At 39.0% G+C, this 16,455-nt stretch carries 9 protein-coding genes; 6 read left to right on the top strand and 3 right to left on the bottom strand.

Annotation, left to right across the window (positions count from 1 at the left end):
- The first annotated feature begins 237 nt into the window (after positions 1-237).
- From CD122_RS00770 to CD122_RS00790, 5 genes are all read left to right on the top strand, one after another.
- Positions 238-3,966: a putative mucin/carbohydrate-binding domain-containing protein gene (locus CD122_RS00770; RefSeq protein ID WP_103357123.1), complete on the top strand. Its 3,729-nt coding sequence runs from the start codon at positions 238-240 to the stop codon at positions 3,964-3,966.
- 286 nt (positions 3,967-4,252) lie between these two features.
- Complete coding sequence (locus CD122_RS00775; protein ID WP_103357124.1) at positions 4,253-5,401, top strand: dicarboxylate/amino acid:cation symporter; 1,149 nt, start codon at positions 4,253-4,255, stop codon at positions 5,399-5,401.
- Positions 5,402-5,496: 95 nt separating this feature from the next.
- Entirely contained in the window at positions 5,497-6,378 is an 882-nt protein-coding gene (locus CD122_RS00780; RefSeq protein ID WP_103357125.1) for an SDR family oxidoreductase, read from the top strand.
- Positions 6,379-6,586: 208 nt separating this feature from the next.
- The gene (locus tag CD122_RS00785; RefSeq protein WP_169926444.1) at positions 6,587-7,744 is read left to right on the top strand and encodes an FAD/NAD(P)-binding protein; all 1,158 of its coding nucleotides are present in this window, start codon (positions 6,587-6,589) and stop codon (positions 7,742-7,744) included.
- Between the two features lie 49 nt (positions 7,745-7,793).
- Positions 7,794-8,177, top strand: coding sequence for an NUDIX domain-containing protein (locus tag CD122_RS00790; RefSeq protein WP_103357127.1), 384 nt, complete (start codon positions 7,794-7,796; stop codon positions 8,175-8,177).
- A gap of 64 nt (positions 8,178-8,241) precedes the next feature.
- Here CD122_RS00790 and CD122_RS00795 read toward each other — a convergent pair whose 3' ends face one another.
- The 3 genes from CD122_RS00795 to CD122_RS00805 all read right to left on the bottom strand — a co-directional run bounded on the left by CD122_RS00795 (position 8,242) and on the right by CD122_RS00805 (position 12,705).
- Positions 8,242-8,640, bottom strand: a complete 399-nt coding sequence (locus tag CD122_RS00795) for a hypothetical protein (protein ID WP_103357128.1) — start codon at positions 8,638-8,640, stop codon at positions 8,242-8,244.
- Between the two features lie 468 nt (positions 8,641-9,108).
- Positions 9,109-11,139: a helix-turn-helix transcriptional regulator gene (locus tag CD122_RS00800; RefSeq protein WP_103357129.1), complete on the bottom strand. Its 2,031-nt coding sequence runs from the start codon at positions 11,137-11,139 to the stop codon at positions 9,109-9,111.
- Between the two features lie 438 nt (positions 11,140-11,577).
- Complete coding sequence (locus CD122_RS00805) at positions 11,578-12,705, bottom strand: sugar diacid recognition domain-containing protein (protein WP_103357130.1); 1,128 nt, start codon at positions 12,703-12,705, stop codon at positions 11,578-11,580.
- A gap of 449 nt (positions 12,706-13,154) precedes the next feature.
- Between CD122_RS00805 and CD122_RS00810 the strand changes: the two genes are divergently transcribed.
- On the top strand, positions 13,155-16,455 hold a 3,301-nt coding region (locus CD122_RS00810; protein ID WP_142381165.1), incomplete at its 3' end, for a Rib/alpha-like domain-containing protein.

A 16,455-nucleotide genomic window follows, 5' to 3' on the forward strand; every position in this document is an offset into this window, starting at 1 on the left:
ACTGTTACTCCTTTTCTATGAGGTTCCTCCATTTTACGTGATGTTTTATCCATTTACATTAGGCTAGAGTAGCGAAATTGACTCAAACTTTTGGCGTATCATTCTAAATTTTACCTAAATATAAAACAAATTTTGAACATTATTTAGTTTTGCTCTTTTTAATTGGGGTATTTGGTAAACTATAAGTGGGGATGCTATGGGTTAATAGTAACTGGTGACAGAAAGAAGGTAAAAGTCATGTTGTTTGAACGGAAAAATCACTTTGGATTGCGCAAATTGAACATTGGCATGGTATCTGTTGTATTAGGAACTTTACTTTTAGTAGGTACTGCGACTGAAGCACACGCATCAGAAGCACAGGAAGGACAACTACAATCGACGGCAAAAGTCGATGCACCATCAAATGCAGAAGCACAAGCAAGTCATAGCGTGATAACACCAGAAACAGAAGTAACACAACAAGAACCAGTAGAAAATGAACGCATCGTAACAGATGAAACGGTATTAGAGAACGTTGAAGAAAATCAAAAAACACCAGTTGAAACCCAATTAAAAAACCAAGCATCAATAACAGATGAGAGAGATGACATACACGTATATTCAGCTATGTCTCAATCATCATCCATGTTTCGTGCAGCAAATGAAGTAACAGCGAATGACACACCGGCATTATTAGAGGAGACGGCACCAAAAGTACGAGAGCAACTTGTAGACGGTGAGGTTCAACGTATTTATCAAAAACGAGCAGCAGTCATGCAAAATGCACCGCAAACACAATCGGTTGGTATTCAGCGGGGGACGTATCAAGCGAGAGACAGCTTAGGGATTATTGTGCCGGCAAATACGAAACTGTACATCCATCAAGCGGGGCCAGAGAAGTTGACGGATTTGCGTGTGAGTCTCATGACCAACGATGGCGCATATAACAAAAGCCAAGTCGTACCAAAAACAGGCGAATGGGTAACGATTGAAACAGGGATAGACAGTGCAGCTTTTATGTATATGCCGAGTGGTTTGGCGTATCAACCGATTGTCGCATACTATGTCGAACATCAACGAGATGTAGCATTGCCGACATATCGCAAAGGAGAGAGCCAGGCTGCTTTCGAACAGCAGTGGCTGGATCAAGATGCAGCATACGCGTATGTAAATGGCGAGCATCATGCGATGTTAATCCCACGTATCGATCGAGCGCGTATTATGTCGATGAAAACACAAACGAGCGAAGGCGCCTTTAAGTCTTTGGACGAAATGATCGACTTTTATGAAGATGTTATTGCCAAATATAATTCGTGGGTAGGGTTTAATGATGATGCAACATCTGTCAATTATAACGTTGGCAGTAAATATTTTATTGTCGCAAATAAAAATGGCTTTGGTGCAGCCTACTGGTCAACAGATCATACGGGTACGAATAGTCCGTCGATTGCACCGTATTTGCAACGTGGTTGGTTGATGTTACACGAACTGGGTCACGGTTATGACGGCTGGATGGCTCAGGATAACCGTATGGACTTGCTAGAAGTTATCAATAATGTATTTGCTAATCAATATGAACAAACGATTCAACATAATAAGAACGGTTGGCTCTATGGTGATAATCAACAGGCATTCCAACGAGGCATTCACGATAGATTATTGGCAGGTGATTTGCACTTTAATGCAAGTGGCTTTAAAGGGAAATTAGACTTTATGACGCGCCTAGTGAGACTGACTGGCATTGAAGGTATGACACAGATGTATCAAACAATGCGAGCGCAGGCAGCGCAAGGACATACGAAGGTAGATGTTCCGAAATGGATAAGTCATGATTGGTTAGCAGCACAAGGCGTTAATGGTCTGCCATATTTTGATTTGTATCATATTGATATGGTACGTGATTTAAAAGATGCTTTGAATGCGTATCATCATTCTTATATTTATCCGTTAGCGATGTTGATTGATGATGCGGTAGAACGTCAAAAATATGTCGCACGTTTAGGCTTAGCGACCGAATACGAATTGGTAAAATCAAGTGATATTAGTGATACAAGTATTCATGCTGATGCAGTAGTACGATTGGATTTACAAGGTCAAAACTTGCACGACCATGCGAAAGTGATATTAATGGACGGTAAAGATCAAGTAGCTGAAGCGGTTGTCAACGACGGTGTTGCGACATTTAAACAGTTGCGTGTAGGTGTGTATAAAATTGTTGCACCGGAGACAGTCAACCATATGTTGCCAGAGCACGCTTACCTTGTTGTACGTGAGAATGGCGAGAACCAAGTTGTAATGGTATATCCAACGACTGAACAAACGCAGCAGTTCGTTTCTCAACAAATTTTATTAAAAGGGCTTGGCAATGAGCTTTTTGCCCGTATCGTGTACCAGCCTCAGACAGGCGAAGTAAAATATCAAGAGTATGCGACAAAGCCACACGTATACTTTAATGATGAGTATGCCCACGTGACAATTCATACACAAGCGGGACAAGTTGTGTTAGACCGTTCTATGATTGGTAATCAAGTAGGAGAAGCTTTGACAAAAATACGCAAGTTAACAGTCGGCGATACGATTACGATTAAGCATCGCGAACCGGGTCAGCGTCGCGTGGTGGAACGAATTGAGACAGGTGAACGTGTCGTAATGAAAGATGCCGATATGCAGACGGTAACTTATAAGCTGACAGACAAAGGCTTTATCGTGAATGATGAAACACAACAGGATGCTGAAAGACGATATATGGAAATGTTAGAGAAAGACATCAATACATGGATTGCTAACAAAACAGCAACGCCTGACAAAGACGATCGTATCCCGTTATATCGTTTGGTTCGAGCGGTTCAAGCATTACAACATAAAGACAGTGAGCGCTTGATGGCACGGTTAGCACCGTATTTGGATCAAAACGATGCAGTACCAGTTGTTGATGAACAGGAAACAGATACACCAACAACGGATGTTGAACCTATCAATACGTCTAAAAACAGCAACCTAGGGCATGATACTGCTACAACACAAGATGTTACGCTTGAAGAACCGAAAGTGGATGACGAGCAACCGGTAGAAGAACCGGAAGCACCGAAAGAAGATGAGCCTCAACCGGCAGAAGAAAGACCAGAGATACCGAAAGAAGACGAGCCCCAGCCAGCAGAAGAAAAACCAGAAGCACCAGAAGTAGACGAGCCCCAGCCAGCAGAAGAAAAACCAGAAGCACCAGAAGTAGACGAGCCCCAGCCGGCAGAAGAAAAACCGGAAGCACCAAAAGTAGATGAGCCTCAACCGGCAGAAGAAAGACCAGAAATACCGAAAGAAGCCGAGCCGCAGCCGACAGAAGAAGAACCGGAAGTACCAAAAGTAGACGAGCCCCAACCGACAGAAGAAGAACCAGAAGCACCGAAAGAAGCCGAACCGCAACCAGTACAACCCCAACCAGAAGTGCCTAAAATAGATGACATACCATCAGCTAATACAAAGCCAACGTCACATAGCACGACGAATAATGTGACACAGGACAATAAACAACCAGAAAATACGGACGTTGTGCTAGGGGCAACACAAGGTGGCAATATAGCATCATTGGTAACTAATACGAGTCGCGCACAAATGATGACGTCTGTGAACGTACCAATACAACAAAGTCTTACAAAACATCATCAACCGGTAGTGCATGATAGTTTCAATGATGTTAAAGATGCACCAACATATCGTCAGCCGATATATAAACCAATGAATACAACCGTTGAGAATGCACCCGAAGACCAGCCAACCACAATGACAAGCAATGAACAATATGAAGCGACGTCAACAGTACAACAAGCGACGTATAATGAGCCTACAATACCTAATGCAGGTAAAACGTATAATATGCGTCAGTCTAAACAACAGCATCCAGTTAATGGATCATTGTTGATAGTGCTAGGGGCGATGACAACGTTAGGTGGCTGGCAGCTTATGCGCAGACGTCAAAAACGTGGAAAATAGTTCATGGCAGCAATTAACAAAATCCATAAGTGATTTAACATATGTGCGTGTGGAAAACACATATTAACATATAGCATTGATTTCCCTTTTTGTAATCATATTTTTAAATTTTTGAGTTTTGTTCCAACTGTATTTGTCATATGTACGTTAATTTGATAAAAAAGATAAAATATTTCAAAAAATATATTGCTTTTTCATACTAATTCATGCAATATATATTGAAAGCGCTCGATATATCAAAGAGACTTTTGAGTACAATGACAAGGTTACGGAGGGAGACCAACCAATGAAGTTGATTGGAAAATTGATTTTAGGGATTGTGGCAGGTATTTTAATTGGGATGTTGGATATTGATGTTCTAAATAAAGTGCTTGTAACAGTGAAAGGGATTTTTGGACAAATCATCAACTATATGATTCCATTAATTATCTTTTTCTTTATTGCATCAGGTATTACATCACTTGGTAAAGGCTCAGGTAGACTTGTAGGGATGACAGTTGGTGTGGCATATACATCAACAATCTTAGCAGGCTTAATGGCATTGACTGTATCATACACATTGATGCCAATGATTGCAGCGCATGGTAAAGTGCCAGGTGAACCACCTGAAATTGCACCATTCTTTTCTTTTGAATTTGATCCATTAATGGGTGTGTTAACAGCATTGATTACGGCGTTTGCATTCGGGATTATTGCACACAAAGTAGAAGCATTCACGATGATTAAACTGATCGATGAAGGGCAACGCATTGTAGAAGTTTTAATTGAAAAGCTCATTATCCCATTTTTACCATTCTATATCGCAACGATCTTTGCTGAAATGACAGCGCAAGGAACAGTTGTCAGCATTTTAAAAGTGTTCGGTATCGTTCTAATTATTGCGATTATCATGCACTGGGTATGGTTAACGGTATTATATATTACAGCTGGGGTCTTGAATAAGAAAAGCCCAATTAGCTTATTGAAAACAATGTTGCCATCGTATTTCACAGCACTCGGAACGATGAGTAGTGCGGCAACAATTCCAGTGACACTTAAACAAGCTAAAAAGAATGGTGTCACACCGCCAGTTGCGGACTTTAGTGTTCCGTTATTGGCAACAATTCACTTATCAGGTTCTACTATTACATTAGTCAGCTGTTCTGTCGCAGCGATGATTGTACTACCAAGCTTATCACTTGTAAGTATTCCGACGATGATTGGTTTTATTTTCATGCTAGGTGTCATTATGATTGCAGCACCAGGTGTTCCAGGTGGTTCTGTTATGGCAGCGAGTGGGATTCTTGGGTCAATTCTAGGCTTTAATGAAGCAGCGATTGGCTTGATGATTGCATTGTACATGGCACAAGATAGTTTTGGTACAGCAACAAACGTAACAGGTGACGGTGCGATTTCAGCAATTGTTGACCGTTTAGGTAAAAAGTATATCGATTAATATTATATTAACTCAGGAAGACAACTTACTTTGTTTTTCTGAGTTTTTTTGATACGTTGAGAATGAAAAATTGATAAATGAAATGAGGTTTTAAAATGGCAAATCAAAATCCTTTAACGCAATATTTTCATGACACATATGAGCAACAGCCACAACCTTATCCGGGTATTCAACGTGAGATGACACCAGTTCCTGATTGTGGAGAGACATCTTACCGTGGTGCCGAAAAGTTAGTCGGCAAAAAAGCACTTGTGACAGGTGGCGACTCAGGTATTGGACGTGCAGCGGCAATTGCTTATGCGAAAGAAGGCGCGGATGTCGCAATCGCATATCATCCTGACGAGCAAGTCGATGCGGAAGAAGTGAAAGCTGTCATTGAAGCGGCAGGTCAGAAAGCTGTTTTATTACCTGGTGACTTACGTGATGCAGATTACGCGCGTCAAATGGTTAAAGACGCACATGATCAATTGGGCGGACTTGATATTCTTGTATTGAATGCAGGTATGCAAAGCTTTGAATACGATATTCAAAAGTTAGATCCGAAACAGTTAACAGATACATTTGAAGTCAATGTGTTCTCAACAGTATATTCAATTCAAGAAGCGTTAAACTATCTTGAAGCAGGCGCAAGTATTATCTTAACGTCATCAATTCAAGCGGTAAAACCAAGTCCACACTTGTTAGACTATGCGATGACAAAATCATGTAATGTGTCTCTTGCGAAAGGTTTGGCAGCGCAACTTGGACCTAAGGGTATCCGTGTTAATGCAGTGGCACCAGGCCCTGTATGGACGCCATTACAAATCTGTGGTGGTCAACCGCAAGAACGCATTCCAAACTTTGGTAAAAATCAACCATTACAACGTGCCGGTCAGCCTGTTGAATTGGCTGATGTCTATGTCTTACTTGCTTCTGAAGGTGGTAGCTTTATTACAGGGCAAGTATACGGTATTACAGGCGGCGCACCTATCGTATAATAAGAAAGCATATAAACTTACAAGTCATCTACACCAATTATGGGTAGGTGGCTTTTTTATTAGGTATGGACACAATTTATGGCTTTCCCAATTCTTAAAATTACTATGTCCCACTCTCCATCACCAGAGTCTAGGTTCAGTCTTGCAATCTCGAAATGTATCGCTTATTATAAAACGTAATTATTACGATTTGTAAAGGGGCGATATTATGTATGAATGGTTGATTATTGGTGGAGGTGTCCACGCCACGACAATCGCACTACAATTGCGTCATTTAGGTTTACCTGCATCACAAATGGCGATAGTAGATCCACATGAGACACTAATGGGAAACTTTAAGATGCAAACGACACGACTCAGTATGCCTTATTTACGCTCGCCACTCGTGCATCACTGTCATCCTGAGCCATTTGATCTTAAAAAGTATGCGAAACAACACCAATATGCACAAGCGATGATTGGTCAGTATCAGCGTCCAAGACTTGATATGTTTTTTGATCATACAGCGCATTGGATAGAAGAATATAATTTGGCAAGCTGTCACATTCAACAAACGGCGATAGATATTGAACAAATAGATGATTATTGGCAAGTCCTGTTGGGTAGTGATGAAGTTGTAAAAGGGCGTCATATTGTTTTGGCGATGGGGACACATCATACACCGAATATACCAGAGATGTATGTCAATCAACCTGATGTTCAACATATTCATCAACAGGATTTTGATGCGCAAACGACGGCTTCACATATTGTTGGTAGTGGCATATCGGCTGCCCACTTGGTTATCAAGCTACTCGCTGAACAACGAGACACACCGATTCATCTATGGCTGAAAAAGCCATTAGAAGTATTCGACTTTGACGCAGACCCAGGTTGGTTAGGACCGAAAAATATGCGTGGTTTTCAATGTGAGAAAGACTTAGTACAACGTGCGGAAGTCAACCGTAGCGAGCGACATAAAGGCTCTATGCCAAAAGAAATGTATATGAAACTCATGCACGCAGAAAGTGACGGACGCTTAATCATTCATCAAGACCCGATTGATGCCCTTATGGATCATCACATCGTTATAGGAGAAGAAAAAATAAATTACGATGGTATCTATTTGGCAACCGGCTTCAAGTTAGACTTAATGCAGCAACCGTTAATCCGCACATTGATTCAGCGTGATGATGCTAAAATGGCCGCAGGATTCCCAGTTATTACGACAAATCTCGAATGGTTACCACGACTCTATGTTTCTGGTATGTTAGCAGATTTAGAACTAGGACCGTTTGCACGTAATATTATGGGTGGGCGTATGGCAGCGCAACGTATCGGAGAAGTTTATGTACAAAGTCAGAGTACCATGCAAAAAGCAATATAATCTCAGTATGTTATCCTATCTGTAGTACATAATGATAGGGGGATATGACGTGATACGCTGTGTGTGTTTAGTAGAACGTAAAGGAGATTATTTACGTCTAGTACAAGTACGTAATAGAGAGAAGCGATACTTTCCAGGCGGTAAAATAGAACCGGATGAATCACTTGAAGCGGCATTGTTACGTGAGCTTGAAGAAGAGTTACAACTGGTATTAACAGCAGATCAGCTAGAATACATAGGAACGGTTGTTGGGCCAGCTTACCCGCAAGAAGGTATGATGACGGAATTAAACGGATTTCGTACGCATGAACCGATCGATTGGTCTAACGTGCAAATTGATGCAGAGATTACTGAAATTGACTGGGTTCATATTCACGATGAAGCAAGCATTGCACCAGCTGTTCTGAAATGGATTGAAACATTCGAACAATAAAAGATGACTGGAGTGGTCGCTTAAGTAAGCGGCTGCTCCAGTCATCTATGCGTTTTATGCAATTTTAAGATTGTTCAACACGGTATAAGTTAGGATACATCCCATACTTAGGTAGATCGAAACCAATCGTATAGACCTTTACGTTTTGACCTTCACGTAAGTTATCGTGAATATCACGGCTATCGAACTTTGCGTGTAATAATATATCGCTGTTCTCAATCGTTGTCTTGTCACGACCATGCTGGACTACGATATAGCGGGTTGTTCCGGTTGTTAGACCATTGTTTTCGTGATACTTCTCAACAATCTTCCCTTCGTAAATGTGACGATTCATTTCCGGGATCACTGTTGCCATCGCTAGAAACACCACAAAAGAGATAGCGCCTAAAATAAAAAATGCAGTCTTTATCCAGTTGCCTAGACGTTCAAAAAATCTATAAAAAATATTGTTTTCTTTCTTCATCGACTCGCTCCTAACACTCGTATTATATCCGAAAAAGCAAAGGGATGAACAAAAATATTTAAAAATTAATTAAAAGTAACAGTGACCAAGACATAAATATAAGCACAAAAAGTAACATTATTCATTGTTTGTTGTGCAAATGACTAAATTGTGAAATATTGAGCGAAATTATTGAAATTATGTAACCATTGGTATAAGGGCGATTGACAGTTTATGTTGTGCGAAACATGATTTTTTAGAAACCAGAAAGAAAAATCTCAGAAAAACGATATTTTTAAGGATTTAAGATATAAAATTCCGGCAAAAAAATAAAGGAACCCCCAGATGACGGAAGTAAATGCAGCTTTGTCATCGATTTTTACTGCTTGTCACCCTTATACAATAGGACATGAGAATGGGACAGATATCTCGTTTTTTTGAAAAGCTTCCGTTGCCCCACCTACATCCTGTGTCATAATGACGCTCCTTTTAAGAGGTATATAGGGTAATCATCGACACAGATTTCCCGGGTAATTTGATGATATAAGCCCCGTCGTCAAAGTTATGTTCATCAACACTTAGGTGTGGCGTGTTGTATTGGCTTAACTTGAACTTGAGTGAATTTGGGAAGTTACTTTTATCTTTAATACGTGAACAAATCATACTGTCAACGTCTCCGTACTCACTGTTTAATATCTCTGTTGAAATGAGTGTTTTGGCAGGGAGCTGCTCATTTTGCAACGTAATATAAAAGTCGTGTTCATCAGCTTTGGAATTATATAGAAGTATATTATAGCTATGCATAGCACGTGTGATAATATGATTTTCGCCATAATGACAAGGATAATTCGCAAAGTTAAGCAACATCACACCAAGAAAATAAAAGGTCGTTTTATTTTCGATATTATCAAATAATGCGATGTTGTGTTTGCGTGCTGCTGGCTGTGTGAATGTAATGCTCGCTCCAGCAAGATAAGGTCGACTTTTTAAAGATTCCTTCAAACACAAGGCTGTATTATTTAAAATATCAGGCGTATAGAGTAAATCATAATTTAAGAAAATTGTTTTATTCGTCTTAATATTTTGATTTAAAAATTGATAGAGCGACCATTGTACTTTTTTAAATGTATGGTACTTTTTAAGCTGATTCTGATGCGGGATGACCTTTTCAAAATCAATCGTATAAAAATCAGGATTCAATGCATAGATGTCATCATCAATGGATTGACCGTTGAGATAACAGTCTGTGACGTCTAATGCAATTGCGATATGTATGCCATAGATATTGCGCTTAATGTGTTTAATATCATTGACATCTATCTCGTTCAAATCTAACAGCAACAGCAGTTTGCTATCATGTACAGGTGCGATAGGTAAGTGCTCGGTCTCTAAATAATGCAGGTCTTCAATCGCTTTAACGATATAGTAGTAACTTTGAATATCCGTTAACTTGATCGCGACAGAAATCTTCGTCTGAAATAACTTTCGAAGTTTTATAATCGTCTCCTGAGCATTGTCTGTAATGATGTTCTCGATAGGCTCATTAATATAAATATAAGAAGCAAGTTTATAATTCGTGAGGTTTTTATAAAAGAAAATAGGCTCGCTAATGATTCTATCTATATTATCGTAAGGTCCGACGTCTACCAGATTAAAAAATGAGAATGCAGGCGCATTAATACGTGAATCATCAACGAACACCGTTGTTTTATGTGTGTCCGACGTCGATTCTATATGCAGACGGCGTAAAGTATTGACGTCCGACACAGTATTCGGCAAGTTAAGACCATGCTCATCCAAAGGTAAACCTTTATATTTTTTAGGCGTGATGCCCATATATTTCTTAAAATTAATAATGTAGTTGGTAGCACTTGGATAATGCCATAATTCAGCAACTGTTTTAATTTTCTCATCATGTATTGAGAGGGCTTCTAAGGACTTTGCGACTTTTAATGAAGCGGTATAATCATAGAAATTCATATGCAAGTTCTGTTTGAACAGTGTTGAAATGTATGATGACGAGACATCAAAAGTTTTAGATAAGACTTCCAAAGTAATGCGGTCATGTAAATGGTCGCGAATGTAGTCAATCATATGATGTAACGTCGTATCAGTTGAATGGGCATATGAGTGCGTCTTGCGTGTCACTTCCTTAAGAAGATGCGTGACAAGGCTTTGTGCATGATGCGTATGCTGCTCGCATGTTTGGTAACATTTGAATAGCAATGCTAAATCAGCTCTTACAACATCATATTGCTGAATGATAAAGTCATGATTAAAAATATCGATGTCTAGCTCTTTGAATAACGCGCTCGGCAAATAGAATAATAAAGCAGACTGTGTATGAATTTCATAGAGATCTGATTCATTAATCAAATATAAGTTTTTGCCGCGATATTCTAACCCTTCTTTTTTGACAACGGTTGTATTTTCATTGAGAGAAAACACAAGAATAATCCCGTTGAAGCAGCGTACAGGTTGCGTCATAGGTGCTGTTAAATGATATATTTTAGGGAACAAAGTTGTAACCTCCTCACGTAATAAAAGCTATGGTCGAAAAATTTTGCGCTAACAAATTCAAAAAGCTAAAAATTATGAACGTATAATCTTATGTGTGCTATTAAATTATATATACAATTTTTTTGGTTTTGTCAAAAAATAATTGAAAAATAACATTAAAGATGTGAAAAACATAAACTTAGTGAGAAAAGAATAGTGTGAAATAAAACGCAACAACACATATTTGACAAGGTTTTGAACCTTATTTTAATGATAGATAATTAATCGTGCGCAATAGATGGAAATATAGTCTGGATACTATATTTATATAGGAAGTTAATGAAAAACGATTTTTGATTATAGCATTTTGTTTTTATATAAGAAAGTAATAAGATACTATGCGACAAAAAAACTGGAGCAGTATATTGCCCCAGTTTGTGTTGTTATCATATTGACGGTTTAGCGTGTTTTATAATGGTACTGCGCAATGCGTAATAAAACGATACCGTCTATGGTATTAGGATCCCATCCAGTAATCTCGTGAATTTTCTTTATACGATAGTTCAAAGTATTACGGTGGATGAATAAATCGTTAGCTGTTTTAACCAGTTTACCATGATTCTTGAAGTAGGCCTCAACGGTCTCATTAAGATATTTATCGCCACCAAATGACACGAGTTTCTTATAATTGGCGATGAGTGATGCCTCTTCATCTGGTGAATGTTTTCGGATGTTCTGACAGATGATTTCAAGTTCATAATCTTTATATGCGTAGAGACCTTCTGAATGATTCATTGAAAGAACGAGTTTTTTGAGTGATTGTGATTCGTTGTAAGACTGAATGAGTCCTTGAATCCCCGAATTAAAGTCTCCAATTGTAATCAGCGTGCGTTCAAAGCCTTCTTGTAACATCGCGTTTTCAATAAAGCGTTTTAACTCTTCTAATGTCTTGCCACGATTGACATTGGCTTTAAATACGAACAGCAATTCTTGTGGTGTCAGTTCTAATATATCATCATCATGGAGTTGCCAGTCGTTCAAAGCACTCTTGATTGCTCGAATTTTCGATTTACTCGTTGTATTAATAGAAATTGAAGCGACCGCCACTTTGTTCTTCAACCCAAGAAAGTCAACAATTTGCTTACGGCTGTAGCTATGCGTCGTCATGTCTTTATTGAATAGTATGTTGGAAAGCATTTGTGTACGTGATAAAGAGCTTTTGAATCGCACAGAACGTTCAATTTCTTGTTCGATAATGAACTCTGCAGTTACTTTGAGTAGGCGTGAAGATTCGCGCACTTCTTCAGGTGCTCCTGCAATGAGTAACGCACCATATGTTGCCTCTTGATATTCAAAAGGTAAAATGATTCCCGGTGTTTTCACCTTCCAAAAGTTCATATCTTCTTCTTCAATTTCAATAGGCAGATTGCGCTGAATTGAATGTAGTGCAGCATGATGTATCTCACCCAGTCTCTCTGAGTTTGACGTCGCAATAATTTGCCCACTTTTATTAACAACTTGTACATTTCTTTTAATAATTGTGGCTATTTTTTTAACAACCATTTGTGCCCAATGTTGATTTACCATTTCATCAATACTCCCTCTGAAAATCCAAATCGCCATTTTCTATGATGTGTTACACATAATGATTTGACTGGATCGTCCAATTAATACATAAATTTTTGGTTAAGCGGTTTTATTTACCCCAAAAAATTAATTTACACTAGACAATATATAACACACATTAAACTTAATATAAATGTGAATTATATTTTATGCTTTGATATTGTGCATGTGCCCAAAACTGTTTTTTTACATATATATATATACACAAATCATTTCGCACCTATGATGACGCTTTTTATTACATATTTCTATCAATTTAAATTAACAAATATTATTGAGATTAGATTATTGGAATAAGATAAAGAATCATTAAATTATAATTTGTATGTTAGCATTTGAATTGTATTGTCCAATGTAATTTATTAATCGCATTTAGATTGGACATAAACTATTTGAAAAGGAGCAATGAAATGGCTAATAAAAAGACCACAAACTCAAAGCGTTTCGACTTTTTGCCAAACAAGCAAAACAAGTATTCGATTCGCAAATTCACAGTTGGCACAGCCTCGATTTTAGTAGGGGCAACATTAGTATTTGGGGCATACAATGATGCACAAGCAGAAGAATTAGACAGCAAAACGACAGAAGAAGCAGCTGCAACAGAAGAGGAACCTGCAGATGAAGCAGCAGTAACAGAAGAAGCGGCGACAACAGAAGAACAAGCTGTAGATACTGCAGACACATCTAAGGAAGAAACTACAACTGAAGAAGCTCCTAAAGAAGAAACAGCAGTAACAGAAGAAGCTGACACAACAGCTGAGCAACCAGCAGAAGAAACAACAAAATCAGCATCTGTTATTACGGCTGCAGAAACAACAGAAGAAGCTACAACAGCTGAACAACCTGCAAGCACAACAACAGAAACAACACCTTCTTCAGACGCAACAGCAGAGGAAGCGCCTGCAACAACTCCAGAGACAACAACAGAACAACCAGCAGCAGTTCCTACAACTGACATCAAAACTGTAACAGATCAAACATCAGCAGCAGATTACTTAGCAGCTGAGAAAAACATCTCTACAGAAGAAGCGAACAAAATTGCAAGTAACTTAAACGGAACGTTAACTGAAGTAACTCCAGAAGCGTTACAACAAGCACTTGTTGATTATTTAGCAAATGAGCAAAATAAATACAACGTTGATGGTACTTTAGCAGCGGTTCGTGAAGAAACTGCATTAACTAATGAAGATGTTGTAACTGAGGAACCAGTATCAACTGCTATGTTCCGTTCAGCACCAACAACTGCAACTCGTGCAGCAGATACAACTACATCTACACGTGCGTTTGATAGTGAATTACAACAAGCAGCACAAGATGGCGCGCTTTACGTTCCAGGTGTAGAAGGTCAAAAACAAAGCTATGCTGGTAAAGCATGGATTTACAGAGGCGGAAATATCAATTCTCCTGGTAATGAACCACTACAAAACGCTAAAATTTACTTACAATGGGTAAATGGTGACGGTTTTGTATCACCAGTTTATTACACAACTACAAACCCAGATGGTTCATATGTATTTGATCTTTCTAAATCAGTAATCGATAGTACAGGTAAAGAACAAAAATTCCAATTAGCTGGCGACGGTAACTTCGCAGTTAGAACATGGGTAGAAAATCCAGATCCGGAAAAATATAACGTGATTAAACACGGTGACCAAAAATATGGTTTCCATACACGTACAAGCCGTACTAACGAATCTTGGGACTTCACTGCAGGTGTTAACCGTATCGTTAACGGTCAAGTACTTGTTCAAGAAAAAATTAGCCAAAATGATTGGTTAATGAAACCTAAAGATCAATGGACAGAGTCACCAAACGCTGACGGTATTTGGCCAAACGAAGGTCTTTACGGTAAAGTAACGGGTAAAGTTTGGTATGAAACAAACGACCCATCTGGTTCAGACTCTCGTGCTTGGAAGAAAGACTCATGGGATTTAAATGCAACTGGTGTTAAAGTAGTTGCTTCATACGTAAATGACGAAGTAACACGTCAATTTGACGCATGGAAAGAAGCTAATAAAGGTTACACTTTAGAAGACTTCAGAGCAGCACAACAAGACATCGTAACAAAATACCAAGCTGAAAATGGTCAAGGTTCTCATATCGCAGAATCAGTAGTTGGTACAGTTGATTCAAACGGTAACTACTACATTCCATTCAAAGGTTTATACGGTGTAAGTGCAACACAACAAAATAGTGGTTTGAAAATTTCTCATACAATTACTGATGAAGAGTATGGTCAATTAGTGAAAGACGAAGATGTGAATCACAGCAGTCTTTTACAATGGAACGGTACAATTGGTCAAAAACACCGTCACATTAACTCTGACTATATGTACATTGCACCTATGATTGACGACTATGCAATCTGGGGTAACAACTATCAAAACAACATGTTCACAACAGCTGATGCTGGACGTGATATCTTTGATGCACAAATGTTAGCTGGAGCGAACGGTAGCGGCCAAGACTTCGCTGCATTAGCACCACAACCAATGCACGACGTTTTAGTTTACGATTCACAAAAGAATTTCGCAGTTCCTGGCGATACAGTTGAATCTAAATCAGGCGGTTTATTACCATCACGTGAATACCAAATCCAATGGTTTAAAGATGGTGTCGCAATTGGTGATCCAGTATCTAAAGTATCTAACGTAGACGGTACAATTGGTTCAGTACCAATCACAGTACCAGCAGACTTAGATAAGAATGCGACATACACATCAGCAATCTTCTTACCAAACCGTAGCACAACTGATTTATCTGACGCACTTGCAGTAGACTCATTCACAGCAGTTGTTGATCAAAATATTATCAACGAACCAGCTTATGAAGATACTTCAGTAGCAGCAGGTGAAGAAGGTTCAGTAACACCAACATTCACGGACAAAAACGGTAACCCAGTAGAAACAAGTAACGTACCATTAGATGCAGAAGCACCATTTATTCTTGATCCTAATGCGACAGATGTTCCTGAAGGCGTTAAAGTAGATCCGAAAACAGGTGAAATCACATTCACACCAACACCAGATCAAGTTGGTCAAGAAATTACAGTACCAGTTGTTGTCACTTATGAAGATGGTACAACAGACACAGTTAATGCGAAATTCACTGTAACAGCACCAACACCAGATGCTGATAAATATGATCCAACAGCAACACCTGAAGAAGTAGAAAAAGGTGGAGACTACGACTTAACAGATAACGTTGATACAAAAGGTCTTCCAGAAGGTACAACAGTTAAAGATGTAACACCAACAGGTACAATCGATACGAATACACCTGGTGAGTACCCAGGTAAAGTAGAAGTAACATACCCAGATGGTTCAAAAGATACAGTGGACGTACCAGTAACAGTTAAGCCATCACAAGCGGATGAAAATGATCCAACTGTAACACCTGAAGAAGTAGAAAAAGGTGGAGAGTATGACTTAACAGATAACGTTGACACATCTAAATTACCAGATGGTACAAAAGTTACAGATGTAACACCAGACGGTACAATCGATACAAACACACCTGGCGATTACACAGGTAAAGTGGAAGTAACATACCCAGATGGTTCTAAAGAAACTGTAGACGTACCAGTTAAAGTTAACCCATCACAAGCAGATCAAAACGATCCAACAGCAACACCAGAAGTGGTTGAACAAGGTGGAACAGTAGACTTAACAGATAACGTTGATACAAAAGGTCTTCCAGAAGGTACAACAG

It is taken from the genome of Staphylococcus rostri (genome assembly GCF_002902145.1).
GTDB classification, from domain to species: Bacteria; Bacillota; Bacilli; order Staphylococcales; family Staphylococcaceae; genus Staphylococcus; species Staphylococcus rostri.

Bases quoted from the DNA above. Each gene is read 5' to 3' on its own strand.
- CD122_RS00785 (WP_169926444.1), top strand. From the start codon at position 6,587: ATGTATGAATGGTTGATTATTGGTGGAGGTGTCCACGCCACGACAATC.
- CD122_RS00795 (WP_103357128.1), bottom strand. From the start codon at position 8,640: ATGAAGAAAGAAAACAATATTTTTTATAGATTTTTTGAACGTCTAGGC.
- CD122_RS00780 (WP_103357125.1), top strand. From the start codon at position 5,497: ATGGCAAATCAAAATCCTTTAACGCAATATTTTCATGACACATATGAG.
- CD122_RS00775 (WP_103357124.1), top strand. From the start codon at position 4,253: ATGAAGTTGATTGGAAAATTGATTTTAGGGATTGTGGCAGGTATTTTA.
- CD122_RS00805 (WP_103357130.1), bottom strand. From the start codon at position 12,705: ATGGTAAATCAACATTGGGCACAAATGGTTGTTAAAAAAATAGCCACA.
- CD122_RS00770 (WP_103357123.1), top strand. From the start codon at position 238: ATGTTGTTTGAACGGAAAAATCACTTTGGATTGCGCAAATTGAACATT.